The 21,120-nt window shown below is 72.9% G+C and carries 15 protein-coding genes and 1 pseudogene; 10 read left to right on the forward strand and 6 right to left on the reverse strand.

The annotated features are described in order from the left end of the window. The 3 genes and pseudogenes from DY240_RS32625 to hutU all read left to right on the forward strand — a co-directional run. Positions 1-598 (forward strand): annotated as a pseudogene (locus tag DY240_RS32625) (DUF1648 domain-containing protein); the annotation flags it as partial. A gap of 22 nt (positions 599-620) precedes the next feature. Further along, a complete protein-coding gene (gene hutH / locus DY240_RS29175) occupies positions 621-2,168 on the forward strand; it encodes a histidine ammonia-lyase (protein ID WP_119663154.1) in 1,548 nt (515 codons plus the stop codon). Positions 2,169-2,179: 11 nt separating this feature from the next. After that, a complete protein-coding gene (gene hutU, locus DY240_RS29180; RefSeq protein WP_119663155.1) occupies positions 2,180-3,835 on the forward strand; it encodes a urocanate hydratase in 1,656 nt (551 codons plus the stop codon). 16 nt (positions 3,836-3,851) lie between these two features. Here hutU and DY240_RS29185 read toward each other — a convergent pair whose 3' ends face one another. Continuing rightward, positions 3,852-4,454 carry a nitroreductase family protein gene (locus tag DY240_RS29185; protein ID WP_119663165.1) on the reverse strand — a complete coding sequence of 201 codons (603 nt, stop codon included), beginning with the start codon at positions 4,452-4,454 and terminating at the stop codon, positions 3,852-3,854. A 78-nt stretch (positions 4,455-4,532) separates the two neighbouring features. After that, entirely contained in the window at positions 4,533-4,961 is a 429-nt protein-coding gene (locus DY240_RS29190) for an SPW repeat protein (protein ID WP_119663156.1), read from the reverse strand. Between the two features lie 111 nt (positions 4,962-5,072). Between DY240_RS29190 and DY240_RS29195 the strand changes: the two genes are divergently transcribed. Beyond that, the gene (locus DY240_RS29195) at positions 5,073-6,110 is read left to right on the forward strand and encodes a hypothetical protein (RefSeq protein WP_119663157.1); all 1,038 of its coding nucleotides are present in this window, start codon (positions 5,073-5,075) and stop codon (positions 6,108-6,110) included. Positions 6,111-6,268: 158 nt separating this feature from the next. Next, complete coding sequence (locus tag DY240_RS29200) at positions 6,269-7,723, forward strand: multidrug effflux MFS transporter (RefSeq protein WP_199702704.1); 1,455 nt, start codon at positions 6,269-6,271, stop codon at positions 7,721-7,723. A 16-nt stretch (positions 7,724-7,739) separates the two neighbouring features. Here DY240_RS29200 and DY240_RS29205 read toward each other — a convergent pair whose 3' ends face one another. From DY240_RS29205 to DY240_RS29215, 3 genes are all read right to left on the reverse strand, one after another. Continuing rightward, entirely contained in the window at positions 7,740-8,759 is a 1,020-nt protein-coding gene (locus DY240_RS29205; protein WP_119663158.1) for a lactonase family protein, read from the reverse strand. A gap of 42 nt (positions 8,760-8,801) precedes the next feature. Beyond that, positions 8,802-10,169, reverse strand: coding sequence for a GGDEF domain-containing protein (locus DY240_RS29210; RefSeq protein WP_199702706.1), 1,368 nt, complete (start codon positions 10,167-10,169; stop codon positions 8,802-8,804). 559 nt (positions 10,170-10,728) lie between these two features. Next, positions 10,729-11,994, reverse strand: coding sequence for an MFS transporter (locus tag DY240_RS29215; RefSeq protein WP_119663160.1), 1,266 nt, complete (start codon positions 11,992-11,994; stop codon positions 10,729-10,731). Positions 11,995-12,903: 909 nt separating this feature from the next. On the opposite strand from DY240_RS29215, the gene DY240_RS29220 reads away from it, so the two are divergent. From DY240_RS29220 to hutI, 5 genes are all read left to right on the forward strand, one after another. Beyond that, a complete protein-coding gene (locus DY240_RS29220) occupies positions 12,904-13,641 on the forward strand; it encodes a hypothetical protein (protein ID WP_119663161.1) in 738 nt (245 codons plus the stop codon). Further along, positions 13,638-15,770 (forward strand): Rv1355c family protein, encoded by a 2,133-nt coding sequence (locus tag DY240_RS29225; protein ID WP_119663167.1) that lies wholly within the window; start codon positions 13,638-13,640, stop codon positions 15,768-15,770. The genes DY240_RS29220 and DY240_RS29225 overlap by 4 nt, the downstream gene beginning before the upstream one ends. After that, complete coding sequence (locus tag DY240_RS29230) at positions 15,767-18,001, forward strand: putative bifunctional diguanylate cyclase/phosphodiesterase (protein WP_147375579.1); 2,235 nt, start codon at positions 15,767-15,769, stop codon at positions 17,999-18,001. Before DY240_RS29225 ends, DY240_RS29230 begins: the two co-directional genes overlap by 4 nt. A 211-nt stretch (positions 18,002-18,212) precedes the next feature. After that, positions 18,213-18,710, forward strand: a complete 498-nt coding sequence (locus DY240_RS29235) for a helix-turn-helix domain-containing protein (RefSeq protein WP_119663163.1) — start codon at positions 18,213-18,215, stop codon at positions 18,708-18,710. A gap of 22 nt (positions 18,711-18,732) precedes the next feature. After that, complete coding sequence (gene hutI, locus DY240_RS29240) at positions 18,733-19,944, forward strand: imidazolonepropionase (RefSeq protein WP_119663164.1); 1,212 nt, start codon at positions 18,733-18,735, stop codon at positions 19,942-19,944. On the opposite strand, the gene DY240_RS29245 is transcribed toward hutI, so the two are convergent. Next, on the reverse strand, positions 19,903-20,889 hold the full coding sequence (locus DY240_RS29245) for a LysR family transcriptional regulator (protein WP_119663168.1): 987 nt from the start codon (positions 20,887-20,889) through the stop codon (positions 19,903-19,905). The two genes, hutI and DY240_RS29245, sit on opposite strands and share 42 nt — an antisense overlap. Positions 20,890-21,120 lie beyond the last annotated feature (231 nt).

Here is a 21,120-nt window from a genome sequence, read left to right on the forward strand (position 1 = left end):
CGCCGGTGTCGCCGTCGCGGCGCTCGCGGCCGTGCTGGTGCCGCGGCGGACCGGCGGCAGGTCGCCCGGCCCACTGCCGCCCGGCGCCACCGAGGCGCCGCACCTGGCCGTCGGCGCCGGTGAACGGGTGGCGTGGACCCGGTCGGCCGCGACCGGCGGCGTGCCCGCCGTGGTCCTCGTCGCCGGCATCGGCGTCACCGCGGTCGCCGGCGTTGTCGGCCGGCAGTGGTGGGTGCTCGGGCTGAGCCTGGCGCTGGCGATCCTCGCCGCGGCGATGTTCTCCGTCACCGTGACGGTGGACGAGCGCGGGCTGACGGTCCGGGGCCGGTTCGGCCGGCCGCGCCTGCACACGTCGCTGGACCGCATCGCGCGAGCGAGCACCGTCACGGTCCGCCCCGTCCGCGACTTCGGCGGCTGGGGCTACCGCGTCGCCGCGCTCGGCCCGCTCAAGGGCACCCGCGGCTACGTCCTGCGCGGCGGCGAGGCGCTGCTGGTCGAGCTCACCGACGGCGGGCGCGCCATCGTCACCGTCGACGACGCCGGCACCGCGGCCGCGCTGCTCAACGCCCTGCTCGAGCGCCGCTTCGGTGGCGTGTGAGCCGGTGGCACACAATGTGTCGATGAGCGACGTGGTGAAGGTGCGGGTGGGCACCGGCCCGGTGTCCTTCGACGAGGTCGTGGCGGTGGCCCGTGACGGTGCGGGCGTGGAGCTGGGTGCCGACGCGCGGGAGGCGGTGGCGCGCAGCCGCGAGGTGATAGAGAAGCTGGCCGTCGCGGATCTGCCGTATTACGGGGTGTCGACGGGGTTCGGTGCGCTGGCGACGAAGCACATCCCGGCGGACAAGCGGGCGGCGTTGCAGCGCAGCCTGATCCGCAGCCATGCCGCCGGGTCCGGCCCGGAGGTCGAGCGTGAGGTGGTCCGCGCGCTGATGCTGCTGCGGCTGTCGACCCTGGCGACCGGGCGCACCGGGGTTCGGCCGGCGACGGCGTCGGCGTACGCGCGGCTGCTCGACGCGGGCATCACGCCGGTGGTGTACGAGTACGGCAGCCTGGGGTGTTCCGGGGATCTGGCGCCGCTGGCGCACTGCGCGCTGGCGCTGATGGGCGAGGGGACGGTGCGCGACGCGTCCGGCGCGCTGGTCGACGCGGGGACCGCGCTGGCCGCGGCGGGCATCGAGCCGGTGGTGCTGGCCGAGAAGGAGGGGCTGGCGCTGATCAACGGCACCGACGGCATGCTCGGCATGCTGGTGCTGGCGCTGCACGACCTTCGTGGTCTGGTGCGGGTGGCCGACGTCGCCGCGGCGATGAGCGTCGAGGCGCTGCTGGGCACCGACCGCGTGTTCGCCGACGACCTGCAGGCGCTGCGGCCGCATCCGGGGCAACGCGAGTCCGCGGCCAACCTGCGTGCGCTGCTGGCCGGGTCGCAGGTGGTGGCCAGCCACCGCGGGCCCGACTGCACCCGCGTCCAGGACGCCTACTCGCTGCGCTGCGCGCCGCAGGTGCACGGCGCGGTCCGCGACACCCTGGACCACGCGTCGCTGGTGGCCGGGCGGGAACTCGCCGCGGCCATCGACAATCCCGTCGTGACACCGGACGGGCGGGTGGAGTCCAACGGCAACTTCCACGGCGCCCCGGTCGGGTACGTGCTGGACTACCTCGCCATCGCCGCGGCCGATCTGGCCTCGATCAGCGAGCGGCGCACCGACCGCTTCCTCGACGTCGCCCGCAACTCAGGGCTGGCGCCGTTCCTCGCCGACGATCCCGGCGTGGACTCCGGGCACATGATCGCGCAGTACACCCAGGCCGGCATCGTCTCGGAGCTGAAGCGGCTGGCCGTGCCCGCGTCGGTCGACTCCATCCCGTCCAGCGCCATGCAGGAGGACCACGTCTCCATGGGCTGGGCGGCCGCCCGCAAACTGCGCCGCGCCGTCGACGGCGTCGCCCGGGTGCTCGCGGTGGAGCTGCTGACAGCGGCCCGGGCGCTGGACCTGCGCGCGCCGCTCGCTCCGGCGGCCGGCACCGGCGCCGTCCGCGACCTCATCCGCGAGCACGTCGCCGGGCCCGGACCCGACCGCCACCTCGCCCCCGAGATCGACGCCGTCCACGCCCTCGTCACGACCGGCCGGATCGTCGCAGCCGCCGAGGCCGCCACCGGCACCCTGCACTGAGGAGGACCCCCATGTCCGGACCCCGACCCGTCCGCGCCCCGCGCGGGACCCAGCTCACTGCCCAGGGCTGGCCGCAGGAGGCCGCGCTGCGGATGCTGCAGAACAACCTCGATCCCGAGGTGGCCGAGCACCCCGACGAGCTGGTCGTCTACGGGGGCACCGGCAAGGCCGCGCGCGACTGGCCGTCGTTCGACGCTCTGGTGCGCACGCTGACCACGCTGGCCGGGGACGAGACGATGCTGGTGCAGTCCGGGCGCCCGGTCGGGGTGCTGCGCACGCACGAGTGGGCGCCGCGGGTGCTGATCGCCAACTCCAACCTGGTCGGCGACTGGGCGACCTGGGAGGAGTTCCGGCGGCTCGAGGCGCTCGGGCTGACGATGTACGGGCAGATGACCGCCGGGTCGTGGATCTACATCGGCACCCAGGGGATCCTGCAGGGCACCTACGAGACGTTCGCCGCGGTCGCGGCGAAGCGGTTCGGCGGCTCGCTGGCCGGCACCGTCACGCTCACCGCCGGGCTGGGCGGCATGGGCGGCGCGCAGCCGCTGGCGGTGACGATGAACGGCGGCGTCGCGCTGGTGGTGGAGTGCGACCCCTCGCGCATCACCCGGCGCATCGAGCACGGCTACCTCGACGTGCAGGCCGCGTCGGTCGACGACGCGCTCAGGTTGGCCGGCCAGGCCCGCCGCGACCGGCGGGCGCTGTCGATCGGCGTGCTGGGCAACGCCGCGCAGGTGGTGCCGGACCTGCTGACCCGCGGCGCGGAGATCGACGTCGTCACCGACCAGACCTCCGCGCACGACCCGCTCGCGTACCTGCCGCTGGGTGTGGCGTTCGAGGACTGGGCCGCCGAGCGGGCCAAGGACCCGGCCGGGTTCACCACCCGCGCGCGCGAGTCGATGGCCACACATGTCGAGGCGATGGTCGGGTTCCTCGACGCCGGCGCGGAGGTGTTCGACTACGGCAACTCGATCCGCGGCGAGGCGCAGCTGGCCGGGTACGAACGCGCCTTCGCGTTCCCCGGGTTCGTGCCCGCCTACATCCGGCCGCTGTTCTGCGAGGGCAAGGGCCCGTTCCGGTGGGCGGCGCTGTCCGGCGACCCCGCCGACATCGCCGCCACCGACCAAGCGATCCTCGACCTGTTTCCCGACAACGAGCCGCTGGCCCGGTGGATCCGCATGGCCGGTGAGAAGGTGCACTTCCAGGGCCTGCCGGCGCGCATCTGCTGGCTGGGCTACGGCGAACGCGACCGGGCGGGCCTGCGGTTCAACGACATGGTCGCCTCCGGCGAGCTGTCCGCCCCGGTCGTCATCGGCCGCGACCACCTCGACGCCGGCTCCGTCGCCTCCCCCTATCGCGAGACCGAGGCCATGGCCGACGGCTCCGACGCCATCGCCGACTGGCCGCTGCTCAACGCCCTGGTCAACACCGCGTCCGGGGCCAGCTGGGTGTCCATCCACCACGGCGGCGGCGTCGGCATGGGCCGATCCATCCACGCCGGCCAGGTCACCGTCGCCGACGGCACCGCCCTAGCCGGCGAGAAGATCGACCGGGTGCTGTCCAACGACCCCGCCATGGGCGTCATCCGCCACGTCGACGCCGGCTACGACCACGCGGCCGACATCGCGGCCGAACGCGGCGTCCGCATCCCCATGCGCGAGGGCTGAGCCGGCGGCCGCCCCGTCAGCCGTTCCAGCGGCCGCGGTGGACGACGGCGTCGAGGTCGCGGCGGCCGCGCCGCAGCGACGGCGACCGCCGGTCCGGCGCGCGGTGGCCGACGCTGATGACGCCGATCGGCTTGTAGTCATCCGGCACCCCGAACGCGTCGCGGAAGGCGGCCACCCGCTCCGGCGGGATGCCGAAGAAGCACGCGCCCAGGCCCTCGTCGACGACGGTCAGTAGCATGAGCAGGCTGGCCATGCCCGCGTCGATGTCCCAGTACGGCGCGGGCCAGCGCGACTCGTCGCGGTCGGTCCAGCCCTTGTCCGGTTCGGCGTACCGGTCGAGATAGGCGGCCTTCGAGGACAGCGGCACGATGAGCACGGGCGCACGGCGCAGCCCGGCCGACCACCCGTCGGTGCCCTCGCCGGGCGGCGTGGCGGCGGCCCAGAAGCGGGCGACATCACTGGGAGTGTCCAGCCGCAGGAACGCCCAGCCCTGGCTGAACCCGGCGCTGGGCGCGTGCAGCGCGTGCTCGAGGATGCGGTCGACGACGGCCGGGTCGACCGGCTCGTCGGTGTAGTTGCGGACCATGCGGCGGCGGGTGACGACGTCGGCGAACTCCATGGCCGCCATCATGCTGGACGGATGCCCGGGCGACGGCGTGCGGGATCGGGGAAGGTGCGCCGCCGCCCGAGGTCGGCCCTACGGACGGGACCGGCGCATGCCGCCGGACATCATGGCGAGCGCGCACAGCACGATGACCGCGCCGGCGACGATGTTGCTCACGATGGCCGTGGTGTCCGGCGCCGGCCCGTCGACGGCCCACGGCGCCACGATGGCCCAGATGCCCAGGATCGGCGCGACCCAGGCCATGCCGTGCAGGCGTCCGTAGGCGGAGGCGAACCCGGCTGCCAGCAGGGCGACGGCGATGCCGGTGAACAGGTTCGTCATGGTGAGCGCGGATTCGCTCGTGAAACCGATGACCCATGGCGACATCGCCAGGTACAGCCCGGCCAGGAACGCGAGGCCGTCGGCGGACTGCGCTACCGGGGTCTCGGCGATCTGGTCGTACCTGCGCCTCATGACGGCGACGTCGGGGTGCTGTTCGATGTCGGGAGTCGGCATGGTCATGACCCCCACCTCCTTCGGAGGACACCGGGTCGATCCCGCACTCCTTATGATGCTCCTCTCGACCCGTGATCGTCGAAGCGATCAGCCGCCCGCCGTAGAGACGAGCTCCAGATGGCGATCTTCCGCCGTAAGACCAAGGTGCCGGACGACCCCCGGCCCGCGATCGCCCGGTTCTGGGCGTGGTGGTCCGAACACCGCGACGACGTCCTCGCCGCGTTCGAGGAGAAGCGCTCCGACGACCTCATCGCGCTGCTCCGGCCGCCGGTCGCGGCCATCGACCCGTCGCTGAACTGGGAGGTGTCGCCGAGCTCGGCGAAGCGGTTCATGCTGGTGGTCTCCAGCGGCGGCCAGGCCGAGCTGCGCGGCCTGGCCGAGCGGTGGGCGCTGGCCGCCCCCGACGATCCCGACGTCGAGTTCGCGCCGGTGCGCCGGGCCGACCCCGCCCTGTTCGACTCCGTCGTCATGAAGGTCGACGACTACGACATCGAGCTGCGCGAGCTGGTGGCGGGCACCCGCGTCGACCAGCAACGCGGCCGCCTCGACGTCGTCGTCCATCACCCGCTGTTCCCGCTGCTGGACAAGGAGCACCGGCTCTCGGTCGCGTTCCACGGCCTCGACGCCGCGCTCGGCGAGGACGAGGCGGAGCGGTGGATCGGCGAGGTCGAGGTCTCCGCCGACCCGCCGATCGACGCCATCCCGGTGTCCGCGCTGGGCTCGGTCGTCGAGCAGCTGCGCCCGTCCGACGACGTCTGGGCGCTGCTGCGCGGCTCGGGGCGCAAGGGCCCGATCGTCGCGCTGGTGCGCCGCCCGCTGGATCGCGTCGAGCGGCCGCTGGCCGACACCCACGTCGCCCTCGTGCTCGACTACGCGCCGGGCCCCGACGGCATGCCGGCCGACGACGGGCTGCTCGACGACGCCGAGCGGCTGGTCCAGCGGGCCGTCGCCGAGCTGGGCGGCGAGGGCCCGCAGGTCGTCCACGTCGGGCGGGTCACCGGCGAGGGCAAGATCGTCGTACATCTCTACGTCGACGGCCTCGAGATCGACCCCGCGCCCGTCGGTTCGGTTCTGGAGCAGTGGACGCACGGCACGGCCGCGGTCCAGAGCCAGCCCGACCCGGGTTGGAAGGCCGTCGCACCGCTGCTGCGCTGACGCGCGCCGCCGCCGGAGCCTGTACGGCTCGTCACACGGAAACGCACTGTCGGAATGTCAGGCGCCTCTGGCACAGTTGTGCGTGACGGTATCCGCGCCGCAGCCGTCGCGGGCCGCTTCCGCTCTCCACCCAGCACTACCTCCGGAAGAGGTTGCCCTTGTCTGCGCGCACTCGCGCGATGCCGGACGCCGACGGCGACACCGGCCTGTCCCGCAGCACGATGATCCGCCGGATCCTCGTGCTCGGCGCGCTCACCGCACTCGGACCGCTGACCATCGACCTCTACCTGCCCGCGTTCCCCGACATCGCGGGCGACCTGAGCGCCACCGAGGCCCAGGTCCAGCTGACGCTCACCGGCACCCTGCTGGGCTTCGCCATCGGCCAGCTCATCCTCGGCCCGTGGTCCGACGCCGTCGGCCGCCGCCGTCCGCTCATCGCCGCCACGCTGATCCATGTCGTGGCGTCGCTGCTGTGCGCCGTCGCACCCACCATCGAGGTGCTCGGCGTCTTCCGGGTCCTGCAGGGCATGGCCGCCGCGGCCGGTGCCGTCGTGTCGATGGCCGTCGTCCGCGACCTCTACACCGGGCTGCCCGCGATCCGGCTGCTGTCGCGGCTGATGCTGGTCACCGGCGTCGCGCCGGTGCTGGCGCCCACGCTCGGCGGCCAGGTGCTGCAGTTCACCGACTGGCGCGGCGTGTTCTGGGTGCTCGCCGCCCTCGGCCTGGGGCTGGTCGCCGTCGTGATCTTCGGCCTGCACGAGACGCTGCCCGAGGACCGCCGCCGCTCCGGCGGCGTGGCCGCCACGCTGCGCACGTACGGCTCGATCCTGCGCGAGCGGACCTTCGTCGGGCTCATGCTGACCGGCGGGCTGATGATGGCCGCGCTGTTCGGGTACATCGCCGGCTCGTCGTTCGTCTTCCAGGACGTCTTCGGGCTCTCCGAGCAGGCCTACGGCATCGTGTTCGGCGTCAACTCGCTCGGCCTGATCATCGCGACGCAGCTGAACGCGCGGCTGGTCCGGCGGGTGCGGCCACAGTGGATCCTGTCCGGCGCGTTGGTCGTCGCCTCCGTGGCGGCCGCACTGATGGTGGCGTTCGCGGCCACCGGGGCGCTGGGCATCTACGGCATCGCGGTGCCGCTGTTCGTCATCCTCACCACGGTCGGGTTCACCATGCCGAACATCCCGGTGCTGGCGCTGGCCGGCCACAGCCGGTCGGCGGGGACGGCGGCCGCGCTGCTGGGCGCGATGAACTTCGTCGTCGGCGCGGTCAGCGCGCCGCTGGTGGGTGCGTTCGGCACCGGATCGGCGGTGCCGATGGCGGGCGTCATCCTCGCGATGTCCGTGCTCGCCGTCGCCGCGATGTTCCTCGTCGCGCGGCCGAAGCACATCTCCGGACTCGAGCCCGACCCGCCGATCACCGGCGAGACCCCGCCGCCTGCCGTGGTCGAGACGCACGTGCCGGAGCCCGCCGCTACCGGACGCCGTCGGGCGCTGGCCCGGCTCGCACCCGGACGGGCGCACCGTCCGGCCGCGCACGACAGCGTGCCGGGTGCCGCCCGCCCGGCCACGATGGGCGGACGGCGCGAGCGGCGGCAGCGCTCGCGGTCCTGACTCGCGCCAGGCCCGGTCAGCCGAACAGGATGCTGGCCGGGCTCGGCGTGCCGAGCACCTGGCCGGTCGGTTCCGGCACGCCGGTGCGCTCGTCGACGCGGAACGAGACGAGCTGGTCGGAGAACTGGTTCGCCACGTAGAGGTACTGCCCGTCGGGGTCCAGCTCGATGTCGCGGGGGTGGCTGCCGCCGCACGGGACGGTGGCGACCAGCGCGACGTCGGGCCCGTCGACGGACAGGACGGCGATGTCGTCGACGAACCGGTTGGCCACGTAGAGGAACCGGCCGTCGGCGCCGAGCCGGATGGCCGACGGGTGGCTGGGCCCGCGCCCGTCGTCGACGTGCGTGGCGACGTCGGCGACCACTTCCGGCGCCGTCAGGTCGATGACCGTGACGGTCGAGGCCAGCTCGGTGACGACGTAGGCGTACCGGTCGCGGATCACCAGGTGCCGCGGCCCGGCGCCGGGCGCGACCGGGATCTCGTCGACCGGCGACAGCCGGCCGGTGTCCTCGTCGAGGACGTACCGGTAGACGGTGTCGGTGCCGAGGTCGGCGGCCAGGACGTGGCCGCGGACCGGGTCGGTGACGATCATGTGCGCGTGCGGGGTGCTCTGCCGCTGCGGGTCCGGACCGCTGCCCTCGTGCCGCACGACGTCGGTCGCCTCGCCGAGCGATCCGTCCGCGCCGATCGGGTGCACGCTCAGCGAGCCCGACCCGTAGTCGGCGGTGAGCAGGTACCGTCCGCTCGGGTGCACCGACAGGTGGCACGGCCCACTGCCGCCGGTCGAGCGTGGCTCGCCCAGGGAGCGCGGCACGTCGCCGTCGACCGCCCAGGCGCTGACGGCGCCGTCGGCGACCTCGTGGACGGCGTAGAGCACCCGGCCGTCCCGCGACAGCGCCAGGTACATGGGGTTGCCGACGCCGCGGAGCGCCGGTTCGCCGACCGGCGTCACCACGCCCTTCTCGATGTCGGCGACGGTGATGCCGGACGCCGGACTGCCCTGGCCGGAGGTGGCGGCCCCGATGAATGCGCGCATCGGCCCATCATCCCGGAGCCAGGGCGGGCGCCGGACCGCGGGTCAGGCGTTCGGCGACGGCGGCTGGGCCTGCTGCGGCAGCGCGCGCTGCTCGGCGTCGGCGGCCGGCGCCTGGGCCCCGCTGAGCCGGACGGTGTTGCGCCCGCCGTTCTTCGCGGCGTACAGCGCGGTGTCGGCGGCGAGCAGCAGCTCGTCGAGGCTGGCCATACCGGCGGACGGGAAGATCGCCCCGCCGATCGACGCGGTGACGGCGGAGTCGCCGGCGCCGGCGAGCGGCGCGGGAGGGTCGACGACGATCGACTGGATGCGGCGGCGGATGCGCTCGGCGACGTTGCGCAGGTTGCGCTCGTCGCCGACGTCGGGAAGCACCACGACGAACTCTTCGCCGCCCCAGCGGCCGCAGGCGTCCTCGTTGCGGATCTCGGCGATGAGCTCTTCGGCGACGGCCTTGAGGACGCGGTCGCCGAAGGGATGTCCGAAGGTGTCGTTGAGCCGCTTGAAGTGGTCGAGGTCGACGATGAGCAGGCCCAGCGTGGCGCCGTGGTCGCGAGCTCGGACGAGTGCCTGCTCGGCGAAGTCGTGCCACCAGCCGGCCGTGGACAGTCCGGTCTTCGCGTCGGTGCGCGAGGCCTGCTGGTACTGGTTGACCAGGATGCCGCGGTGCAGTGCCACCATGGCGATGACGATGCCCGGCATGACGAACGGGTTGGCCACGACGATGGCCGCCGCGACCAGCCCGAGGCCCATGGCGCCGGCCTCGAGCATCTGCTCGCCGAAGTTCGAGAAGAGCTCGCGGGCCTGGATGTTCGGCTTGCTGAGCGCGATGGCGACCATGATGAGTGCGACGTTGATGGCCCAGCGCAGCGTGGCCGCCAGCGTGATGATGCCGAGGTCGGTCAGGCCGTCGATGCCCGACGCGGCCGGTGCCCCGGGGTAGTCGTGCATGCCCAGCGCCAGCACGGCGACCGCCGCCTGGGTGCCGCAGAGGACCGTCGCGCCGGAGAACATCCACCGGTACACCAAGCCGCCGGGCCGCTCGTGCTGCACGCGCGTCCACGAGTGCAGGTAGGTCAGGACGACCATCAGGGTGGCGAACACCGGCGGCAGCACGATGACCGCGGCGAAGCTCCAGACGGCCTTGGTGTCGATGTAGGCGACGGAGCTGCTGTGGCCGTAGACCCGGCGCCGATCGATGTGCCGGGTGAGCTCGATGGCGACGACCGCGCAGACCGCCAGGACGGCGAACCGGTAGAAGTCGGTGCCCGTGACGGGGAACAGGAACGCGGTGCCGACACTGGTGCCGACGGCCACGGCGCAGGCGATCAGCACGAGGACGCGCACGGGAGCCGGCGCCTGCCAGAGCGCCCAGCCCGCGACCGCGTTGCGTGCTCGCCGAATCAAGCCGTGCACTCGCCTTCACCTGCGCAGTTCGCCGGGGCCATGCGGGGTTGGCACATAGTAGCTGAATTCCGGACGTTCTGTCGTCGCCGGGTCGGCGACAATGAGTGCACAAATATGGGCGTTTGCCGCACTCTCGACCACGCGTACGCGACGCCTTGGAAGGAGGGCCGAGCGATGTGCGACGGCGCACGGCCGAACGCTGCCCGCAGCACCGCAGGGGAGGTGACATCGATGCGCGACAACACCTGGACCTGACCGCAACCGGCGTAGTGACAACGACCACGCGGAGGGAGAAGTGCCATGCGCGACAACACCTGGACCTGAGTCGGAGCGGACCGGAATCCGAGGAAGCGAGAGGAGCGGGTCATGCGTGACAACACCTGGACGTGAGGCACGGCCGCCGATGACGCACGAGGCACACGGAAGGAGAAGCCCGCGATGCGCGACAACACCTGGACCTGAGCGGGAACCGCACCGAAGGCGTACGCGACACGAGCGGAAGGGAGCCCGCCATGCGCGACAACACCTGGACCTGAGGGTCCGCGCACCACGTGGAGCCGCCGGCCCGTCATGGCCGGCTCGAGATGTCGTCGGCCTCGCCCTGGGGTGGTGGATGGGCGCGGGGCGGGGCCAGTCGTGACCACCGATGCCATGCGGCCGCAGCCGCCGCGACGCCTAGAACCGCGGCGACGAGGATGATCGTCGACGGCGTGAAGATCTGGGCGAGGATGCCCGCGGCGACGATGGCGAGACCTTGCGCCGCCCGGAGGGCGGCGATCGCGAGCCCGACCGCCTGACCTCGGCGGTGTGCTGGGACGGACTCGACGTAGGTGGCCTGGACCACCATGTCGTGGGCCGAGCATGCCCCGCTGACGGTCCACAGCAGCACCGAGACGGCCAGGCCGGGCAGCCAGCCGGTGGGGATCAGGACCAGGCTGCTGGCCACGGCGAGGGGCCCGATAAGCGCGAGCCGGCGCTCCGGCCGCAGGCGGCCCAGCACCAGCATGCCGATGACCGTCCCCGCGGGATTGGCGACGAGCAGCCAGCCGACCCCGGCGGAACCGGCGTCGATCTCGGCCGCGAACGGCACCGCGAGGCCCTCCGGCACCACGTAGAACCCCGAGCAGCAGGCGATGGCGAGCAGCGTCAGCAGCCGCGGATCGTGCGCGACGACCCGCCAGCCCGCTCGGACGGTGGCCCACTGCCCGGCGGCCGCGGTGTCGCCGGCTGCCCCGGCGTGCGCGACGGGGCGGTGCGGGCCGAGTCCGCGGGCGATCAGCAGCGCCGACAGCACGAACGTCGCCGCGTTGATGAGCAGGGCCGAGGGGACGCCGAGCCAGGCGACGAGCGCCGCGCCGGTGCCGAAGCCGACGACGAGCGCGGCCTGGTACGTCATGGAGAACACGCCGAGGCCCAGCGCCAGCCGGTCGCCGCGCAGGATGTCCGGCAGGGCCGCCTGCCGGGCGGCCGAGAACGGCGCCGTCAGCAACTGCACCACGGCCAGCAGGCAGACCTGCACCGCCAGCGGGACGCCCGGCACCGCCATCGCCGCCACCAGCACCGCCCGGCCCAGATCGGTCAGCACCATGACGTCGCGGCGCGGGAAGCGGTCGGCCAGCCCCGCCAGCGCGGCGCCGCCCACGAGGTCGGGCAGGTAGGTGAGGGCGTACGTGAGCGCGGCCAGGCCGGCCGACTCCGTCCGGTCGAACACCAGCAGCGTCAGTGCGACACGGGCGAGCTGGTCGCCGATCACGGAGAGTAGGTGCGCCAGCCACAGCCAGCGGAACTCCGTCGCGGCGAAGACGGCGCGGTAGGAAGCCGGAGACCCAGACATTTCCGGAGAAGTCTTACCGGTCTGATGACGCTCGGCAAGGTGGTGATCACGGTTCGGCGCCCGAGGACGGTCGCACGGTCCGCCGGCCCGGCCGGTGTGCGTCGTGCCCGGTGGACGGCGTGGCGGCGGCACGCCGGACCGACGTCTCGTACCTTGCGACGATGTTCGGCGGTCAATTCGGTGAAGATCGGATCGGCCGTCCGGAATAGCGCCGAGGGGATCGGCCGGGAAATCGCGTGCTCCACTTCCGGCCCGATCGCGGGCGCTATTGTCCGGTGTCGCGACGCGGTGCGGGGCGGGCCGCGAGCCGGGTCTCACGTGACGCCGTGTGACGGTCGTTGAGCTGGTGAACCGTGACGTAGCGTGAGTTTTCGATCACTGACCGTCACCCCCTGGCCAAGATCGATCCCGCTACTCTCCGTCACATTGAGTTACGCAAAGTAGTTGTTGCGCGATCAGTTTCGCCTGTCTATTCTCTAAACATCCGCACCGGCAATTAGGTGCTCCAGTCCAATACGTTGGATTGGCCGTGAGGGACGGGGATGTCGCGAAAGTGGCGCCTCGCGGTCACCGGAGCGCCGAAGGTGCGAATCACGGCCTCGAGCCGTGACCTTGGACCGACACGGCCCTCCGCCCTGCACAGGCCGTGTCGTGAAAAGGGGACGTGGTGCGCGCGTCCGGGGACGTTCGCACCACGTCCCAAACGGGGCGGCGGCAGGTTTCCGCGGGCTGGTCCTGCCGCCGCAAGGTGGAGACGCGGCGGGTCTGTTGGGGGGCAGGCACCCGTCGCGTTCTCCATTCCGGCGTCGCCCTCGCGCCGAGTCGGGCATTATGCATCTATAGCGTGAACGGCGCATACGGTACAGACATGACAGACCGGACGGAGCCGTGAAGCCAGGTGTGGATGCCATGACCACCAGCCCCCTCAAGTCATCCCTCATCACGTCGGCGCAGCGCACCACCACGCGCGAGTTGTACGGGTTCCGAGACGAGGTCTCGGGCATGACGCTGCGCTTCTACACGCCGAGCCGGCGGTTCGATCACTGGACCACGTACGTCGACGGCGCCCGGGCCAGCTATCAGCGCTACCGCGTCGAGCGGGCGCTCACGCTGCCCGCCGCGACGCAGGCGTCGGCCGCGCCGGTGTTCGCCATCACCTCCGACGACAGCGGGAAGGTCTGGGCCGGCTGGTACGCCAACGGCCCGTTGCGCTCGATGCGCGACGCCTACGCGCCCCGCGAGTTCGTCAGCGAGCCGGTGTCCGCCTCGCTGGTGAGCGACTGGATCGAGGCGGCCCTGCCCGAGGGCGTCATCGAGCTCAAGGGTGCCTGGGTCGACCCCACGTCCGAGCACAAGTCGGCGCTGGCCGACCTCACGTCGCGGGCGTTCCTGCACGCCATGCGCCTGCTCGGGGTGCGCTACGCGTACTGCTCCGCGGCCGAGCACGCGGCGTCGCGCTGGTTCAACTCCGGCGCCCAGGAGCTGCCCGGCATCATCCCGGCCCGCTACCCCGACGACCGCTACCGGACGACCATGCTGACCTGGGACGCCGAGACCGCCATGGAGCGCGCCACGGCGGAGCAGCGGCGGCTGTTCGAGGCGGAATGCCGTACCGCGACCGGCACGGAGGTTCCGGGCGCACGATGAGCGACGCCGTGAACGGGGCCGGTTGGCGCCCTGAGCTGGTGGACGACCCCGAACGGCTGGCCGGCCTGCGCGCCGACCCAGCGGTCCAGGTGGTCGACACCATCGAGCAGCAGCGACGTGACCTCTCCCGGCTGCTCTCCGCGCCGCCGCCGGAGATCGTCGACGAGCCGGCGCGGTGGTACTTCTACCCGTGGCGGCGCACCCTGATCCGCCTGCTGGGTCCGGAGGCGTTCCAGACCCTGCGCACCGACCGCAACCGCAACAAGATCACCGCCGAGGAGCAGCGGCGGCTGCGGCGGCTGTCCGTGGGCGTGGCCGGCCTCAGCGTCGGCCACGCCATCGCGCACACGCTGGCGCTGGAGGGCAGCTGCGGCCACATCCGGCTGGCCGACTTCGACGAGATCGAGCTGTCCAACCTCAACCGGATCCCCGGCACCGTCTTCGACCTCGGGCTGAACAAGGCGGTCGTGGTGGCTCGCCGCATCGCCGAGCTGGACCCGTACATCGAGGTCAGCATCGAGCCGTCCGGCCTCGCCCTCGATTCCATCGACACCTTCCTCGACGGGCTGGACATCGTCATCGAGGAGTGCGACTCCTTCGACGTGAAGCTGGCGCTGCGCGACGGCGCACGGCGGCACCGGCTGCCGGTCGTCATGGAGACCAGCGACCGCGGGCTGCTCGACGTCGAGCGCTACGACCTCGAGCCGGACCGGCCGCTGTTCCACGGGCTGCTCGGCGACGCGCGCCCGGCCGACCTCATGGGCCTGTCGACGCACGACAAGGTCCCGTACGTGCTGCGGGTGCTCGAGCCGAGCGAGCTGTCGGCGCCGATGGCCGCCTCGATGACGGAGGTCGACGAGACCCTCAACACCTGGCCGCAGCTGGGCGGCGACATCACCCTGGGCGCCGCGACGGTGGCCGCCGCCGTCCGCAAGCTCGGCCTGGGTGCCCCCGTGCCGTCCGGACGGGTGCGCGTCGACCTCGACGCCATGCTGGCCAAGCTCGCCGACCCGCCGCCGGCCGCCGACGCCGACTTCGGCGCCGACCTCGTCGTCGACCCCGAGCCGCCGCCGGCCGACCCCCGCGCCGCCGTGGCGCACGCCGCACGGCTGGCGCCGTCGGGCGGCAACACCCAGCCCTGGACGTTCACGCTCGGCCCGGACGGCCTGGACATCGGCCTCGACCCGAGCCAGACCTCCACGCTCGACGTCGCGTTCCGCGGCAGCCACGTGGCCATCGGCGCGGCGCTGTTCAACGCGCGCGTCGCGGCGGCCCGGCACGGGCTGCTCGGCGATGTCGAGATCCGTCCCGACGGCGACCACGTGGCGAGCCTGCGCTTCGGCGCCGGCACGGACCCGGAGCTGGCGGGACTGTACGACGCCATGCTGCGGCGGGTGTCGAACCGTCACTTCAACGAGCCGAGGCCGCTGCCGGAGCGGACGGCCGACGTCCTGCGGGCCGCGGCCGCGGCCGAGGACGCCGAGGTCCACCTCGTCACCGGCCGCGGCGAGCTGCACGAGTTGGCCGAACTGCTGGGCGAGTCCGACCGGCTGCGCTACCTCACCGAGCACCTGCACCGGGAGATGATGCGCGAGCTGCGCTGGCCCGGCATCGACGCGCTCGACTGGGGCATCGACGTGCGGACGCTCGAGCTCGACGCGTCCGACCTCGCGAAGCTGGGCGTCGCCCGCCGGCGCGACGTCATGGAGGTGCTGGCCGAGCAGGATCTCGGCCGGGCGCTCGGCGAGTCCACCCGCGACCGCGTCGACGCCGCGGGCGGGCTGGCCGTGGTCTCCGTCGCGGGCTCCTCGCCGGCCGACTACGTGCGCGGCGGCCAGGCGGTCGAGCGGGTCTGGATCGAGGCCGAGCGGCTGGGTCTCGCGGTGCATCCGATGTCGCCGGTCTTCATCTTCGGGGTCGACGACGCCGACTACGAGGAGTTGTCGCCCCGCTACGCCGACCGGCTTCGCGGCCTACGTCGCGATTTCGCCGGGATCGTCGGGCTTGGGCAGAGGTACGTCGCGCTGGTCATGCGGATCGGATACGCTCCTAGCGTCAGCGTCCGGAGCCGCCGCCTGTCTGCGAACCGCACCGTTCGGGACGCCCTGGAGGCAGGGAGCAACCTATGAAGATGGACCCGGAGACGATCCAGCCGCTCCTCGAAGCGCTGGCTCGGGCCACGGATTCCATCTCGGCGGACGTCATCGCCGTCGACGGCGGCATGCCGCTGGTGTCCTGGGGGAGTGCCGCCTCGGCGGGTGTCAAGGGCAAGGACATCACGGTCATGCGTGATGCCATCCGCGCCATCACGGCCGAGGTCGCCGGCCACGCCGACGCCGTCCCGGTCGAGCACACCACGCCCGCCGGCTACACCATCCTCGCGACCAAGGTGGCCTACCGCGACTTCGTGGGCAGCATCTGCCTGGTGCGGCTCGACGGCGCCTCGTACCGGGCGAAGGACCGCGAGCTGCTGTCGGTGTCGGCGCAACTGTGCGCGGCGGTCATGGAGGCCGGTGAGATCACCGACCAGCACGGCCGGCTCGACGCCCTGGTCACCTACGTCGCCGCGGAACTGATGGGCGTCACCGCCCGCGACCTCGCCGAGACCCTGTTCCGGGTCATCAGCGAGCTCGGCCGCTACTTCGGCGCCGACACCTGCTTCCTGCGGCACAACGACCCGGAGCTGCAGGCCAGCGTGCTGGTCGACGAGTGGCCGCGGCGGCTGGACGTGCCCGATCCCGACCCTCTGGGCATCGTTCCGTGGGACACCGACGACCCCATCTTCTCGATGGTGCGCGACCAGCGCGAGCCGTTCATCACCCGGCCGTCCGACGGACAGCTGAGCTACCAGGAGCGCGTCCGGGCCGGGTCCGGCGTGCCCGAGGTGTCGCTGGCCACCGTGCCGCTCATCCACGACGACACCACGCTCGGTGTGCTGGGCCTGATCCACTTCGGCGATCGCATCTGGACCCGGGCCGAGGTGCGGGCGCTGCGCGCCATCGCCTCGCTGCTGGTGCAGCTCGACGCCCGTGTCGCGGCCGAGGAGAGCCTGCACCACCAGGCCTACCACGACGAGCTGACCGGGCTGTGGAACCGCCGGGCGTTCGTCGAGGACCTCAACGCGGTGCTCGAGGCCGACCCCCGGGCGCCGCTCGCGGTGCTCTTCGCCGACATGGACCGCCTCAAGACCGTCAACGACGTGCTCGGTCACACGGTCGGCGACAGCTTCATCCAGGCCGTGGCGCAGCGGCTGCGCGACTCCGTCCGGCCGAACGACGTGGTCGCGCGGCTGGCCGGCGACGAGTTCGTCATCGTGCTGCACGAGATCGGCTCGACGTCCGCCGCCGAGCGGGCCGCGCGGCGCATCCTCGACCGCGTCGCCGAGCCGCTGGAGGTGGGTGGTCACGCCATCAGCCGCAGCGCCAGCATCGGCGTCGTGGTCAACGGGGACATGCCCAGCACGGTCGACGAGCTGCTCGGCAACGCCGACGTCGCGCTGCTCGAGGCCAAGGAGCGCGGTGGAGACTCGGTAGTGGTGTTCAACGACGACCTGCGATCCAAGCTTCTCGTCCGCGCCGACCTCGAGCTGCGCCTGCGCTCGGCCATCAGCAACAACGAGATGCGGCTGTACTTCCAGCCCGAGTTCGACCTCCGCGACGGCCGCATGACCGGTGTCGAGGCGCTGGTGCGCTGGCAGCACCCCGAGCGCGGGCTGCTCGCGGCCGACGCCTTCATCTCCGTGGTCGAAGAGATCAACCTGTCCGCCGAGCTCGGGCGCTGGGTGCTCGAGGAGGCCTGCCGGCAGCTCGCGTCGTGGAAACGCACGTCGCCGGTTCCGCCGCCGCTGGTCCGGGTGAACATCTCCGCCGGAGAGCTCATCAGCGCCGACTTCGTGGGCTTCGTCGCCACCCTGCTGAGCCGGTACGGCCTGGCGCCGGCCGAACTGGGCATCGAGATCACCGAGAGCACGGTCATGCGCGAGATCGACGACGTGCAGGCCACCCTCAACGGGCTGCGCGGCCTGGGGGTCACGCTCGCCATCGACGACTTCGGCACCGGGTACAGCTCGCTGGCCCAGCTGAAACAGCTCCCGGTCGACATCCTCAAGATCGACCGCAGCTTCGTCTCGGCGCTGGCCGAGAGCAGTGGCGATCGCGCCATCGTCGCCGCGATCGTCCGGCTCGCCGAGGCGTTCAACCTGACCACGGTGGCCGAGGGCGTCGAGGACCCCGCGGCGGTCACGACGCTGCTCGACCTCGGCTGTTACCGCGCTCAGGGGTTCTTCATGTCCAAGCCGCTACCTGCCCAGGTCGTCCTGGAACAGGCGCGGAATCCAGGAGTCCCGCTCCGCATGATGTGACGTGGAACACGTGTCGTTGGCGTGTCCTCGCCGGACCTCCTAGCATGCGAGCTGAACAAAGTCGCGGTCGGCCGGTGATCAATCGGCCGGAATGCCCGGTATTCTCTGATCTGTCCCGGGCGTTGTCCGGGACCCTGCCAGGGGGGCGGCGCAGGCGTGCTGGTGCGGGCGGATCAGTACGGAGGACGAGGCACCTTTGGGGAGCTCGACGATGAACGACGGCAGTCCCGACTCGACGGAGGAGGACTTCGCGAAGGTCGTGGGCGCGCGGTTGCGTGCGTTGCGCAAGCGCCGCCGGCTCTCGCTGCAGGCCGTCGAGGAGAAGTCCGGTGGCCGGCTGCGCGCAGTCGTGGTCGGCTCCTACGAACGCGGCGACCGCGTGGCGTCCATCCGACGCATCGCCGAGCTCGCCGAGTTCTACGGCGTCCCGGTCGACACCCTGGTGTCCGACGGCGCCCGGTCCCGTATCCCGACGCAAGAGGGCAAGGTCGTCCTCGACCTCGACGCGCTGCGTAACGCACCGCCCGAGGCCGAGCGGCTGGCCACCTTCGTCGCGTCCATCCAGCGGCAGCGCAACGACTTCGGCAGTCCGGTGCTCACCATCCGGTCCGAGGACATCTCGCTGGCCGCACTGCTCTACGAGATCCCGCCGGCCGAGCTGCGCGAGAAGCTCGTCGCGTGGGGGGTCCTCGCCGCCAGCTCCGCCTGAGCCCGCCCATTAGGCTCCCGTCGTGGCGACCACCCTCCTCGACGGCATCGGACTGCTGGTCACGAACGATCCCGCACTCGGTGACGGCTCGCCGCTCGGCGAGATCTCCGGCGCGGCCCTGATCGCCGACTCCGGCGGTCGGGTCCTCTGGGTGGGCCCAGCCCCCGCCGCACCCAGCGCCGACCATCGCATCGACCTCGACGGCCGCTGTGTCGTTCCCGGCTTCGTCGACAGCCACGCCCACCTCGTCTTCGCCGGCGATCGCTCGGCCGAGTTCGCCGCGCGCATGAGCGGCCAGTCATATGCGGCCGGCGGCATCCGCACGACCGTGGCGGCCACGCGCGCCGCTCCCGATGAACTGCTCGCCCTCAACCTCGCCCGGCTCGTGCGCGAGATGCGCCGGCAGGGCACCACCACCGTCGAGATCAAGAGCGGCTACGGCCTGACGGTGGCCGACGAGGCCCGCGCGCTGGCGCTGGCCGCCGAGCACACCGACGAGACCACCTTCCTCGGGGCGCACGTGGTGCCGGCCGAGTACGCCGACGACCCGGGCGGGTACGTCGACCTCGTGACCGGCCCGATGCTCGACGCCTGTGCGCCGCACGCCCGCTGGGTCGACGTGTTCTGCGAGACCGGCGCGTTCGACGCCGACGCCGCCCGCGCGGTGCTGACCGCCGGCCTCGGCCGCGGCCTGGGCGCGCGGGTGCACGCGAACCAGCTCGGTCCCGGCCCGGGCGTGCGACTGGCCTGCGAGCTCGGTGCCGCCAGCGCCGACCACTGCACGTTCCTCGACGACGCCGACGTCGACGCGCTGGCCGGCTCCGGCACCGTCGCGACGCTGCTGCCGGGCGTGGAGTTCTCCACCCGCTCGCCGTACCCCGACGCCCGCCGGCTGCTCGCCGCCGGCGTCACCGTCGCGCTCGCCACCGACTGCAACCCGGGCTCCTGCTACACGTCGTCGATGCCGTTCTGCATCGCGCTGGCGGTCCGCGAGATGCGGATGACGCCGGCCGAGGCGCTCTGGGCGGCGACGGCCGGCGGCGCGGCAGCACTGCGGCGCACGGACGTCGGACGGCTGACGCCCGGCGCCCGGGCCGACCTCGCCGTCCTGGACGCGCCGTCGTACGTCCACCTCGCCTACCGTCCCGGCGTCCCGCTGGTCGCCGACACCTGGGTCGCCGGCCGCCCGGGCTCAGCCGGCGGCGTCCAGCAGGCGCCGGTCGGCGGCCGGTAGCCAGGCGCCCTCCGGCGGGTCGAGCCAGCCCTCGGCGGGGACGATGCGGTCCAGGGCCTGGTGGAGCGCGCCGACCCCGGGATGCGTCAGCGTCGTCCGGTGGACCATGGTCCACGGATAGAGCGGGACGGGGTCGATCAGCGGCCGCACCACGGTGCCGGGGATCGGGGCGGCGTCGGTCTTGGTCAGCACCGGCCAGCCGGTGGCACGCAGATGGTGAGTCGTCTCCTCCGGCGGGGCGGCGGCGACCGCGGCCATGCCGGGATGGTGGTCGGGGGCGACGACGCCGCCGTGCGCGCCGACCAGCTCGGCGCCGAGCTCCACCCACTCCGGCGCCTCGGGATTGCCGCCGCTGGTGTCGATGGTGCGGCCGCCGAGCATCCCCATCGGGATGGTGTCGTGACGCGCGAGAGGGTCGTCGTCGAGCACCATCAGGCCCAGCGGCTCGAGCCGGACCAGGCGGCGGGTGACGTCGCCGGGCAGCGCGACCCGGACCCCGGTGAGCCGGCCGAACACGACGTCGACGCGGTGCGCCAGCAGGCCCCGTACCGCCGCGTCGCAGCCGCCGTGGAACCGCGCCTCCAGCTCCGCGCCGGGCGCCAGCGGCCGGGCCGCCTCGAGCACGCGCAGCGCGGTCGACCGGTCGTGCATGACGTCGACCAGCAGCGGACGGGCGGTGTCGCGCAGCTCCTCGAGCATGGCGTCGTGCACGGCCAGCAGCTCGGTGGCCCGCGCCAGCAGCCGTTCGCCCGACGGCGTCAGCGTCACCTTGCGGGTGGTGCGGTCGAACAGCCGGACGCCGAGCTCGCGTTCGAGCCGGGCGACGTCGCGGCTGAGCGCCTGCTGGGCGACGTAGAGGCGAGCCGCGGCGCGGCCGAAGTGGAGGTCCTGCGCCACGGCCACGAAGTGCCGCAGCAACCGGGTGTCGACATCGGACACGGCCACGTCCGCCACCCTACCGATCGACAACACAGGGCGGTCAATGCCGCTCGAACAGGTGTTGGACGCCCGCCGTCGACGGCGCCGATGGTGGATGACATGACGACCTCCACCCTCACCTCGGCGGCACCGCGGCCGCCGGCCACCCGCACCCGGCCGGCGCTGCTCGCCGCCGCCACCGCGGTCGGCAGCATCGGCCTGGCCGCCGGCGGGCTCGCCGGGCCGCTGCTGGCCACC

The organism is Jiangella rhizosphaerae (assembly GCF_003579925.1).
Classification (GTDB): Bacteria; Actinomycetota; Actinomycetes; order Jiangellales; family Jiangellaceae; genus Jiangella; species Jiangella rhizosphaerae.

Bases quoted from the DNA above. Each gene is read 5' to 3' on its own strand.
- hutH (WP_119663154.1), top strand. From the start codon at position 621: ATGAGCGACGTGGTGAAGGTGCGGGTGGGCACCGGCCCGGTGTCCTTC.
- hutU (WP_119663155.1), top strand. From the start codon at position 2,180: ATGTCCGGACCCCGACCCGTCCGCGCCCCGCGCGGGACCCAGCTCACT.
- DY240_RS29185 (WP_119663165.1), bottom strand. From the start codon at position 4,454: ATGGAGTTCGCCGACGTCGTCACCCGCCGCCGCATGGTCCGCAACTAC.
- DY240_RS29190 (WP_119663156.1), bottom strand. From the start codon at position 4,961: ATGACCATGCCGACTCCCGACATCGAACAGCACCCCGACGTCGCCGTC.
- DY240_RS29195 (WP_119663157.1), top strand. From the start codon at position 5,073: ATGGCGATCTTCCGCCGTAAGACCAAGGTGCCGGACGACCCCCGGCCC.
- DY240_RS29205 (WP_119663158.1), bottom strand. From the start codon at position 8,759: ATGCGCGCATTCATCGGGGCCGCCACCTCCGGCCAGGGCAGTCCGGCG.
- DY240_RS29215 (WP_119663160.1), bottom strand. From the start codon at position 11,994: ATGTCTGGGTCTCCGGCTTCCTACCGCGCCGTCTTCGCCGCGACGGAG.
- DY240_RS29220 (WP_119663161.1), top strand. From the start codon at position 12,904: ATGACCACCAGCCCCCTCAAGTCATCCCTCATCACGTCGGCGCAGCGC.
- DY240_RS29225 (WP_119663167.1), top strand. From the start codon at position 13,638: ATGAGCGACGCCGTGAACGGGGCCGGTTGGCGCCCTGAGCTGGTGGAC.
- DY240_RS29230 (WP_147375579.1), top strand. From the start codon at position 15,767: ATGAAGATGGACCCGGAGACGATCCAGCCGCTCCTCGAAGCGCTGGCT.
- DY240_RS29235 (WP_119663163.1), top strand. From the start codon at position 18,213: ATGAACGACGGCAGTCCCGACTCGACGGAGGAGGACTTCGCGAAGGTC.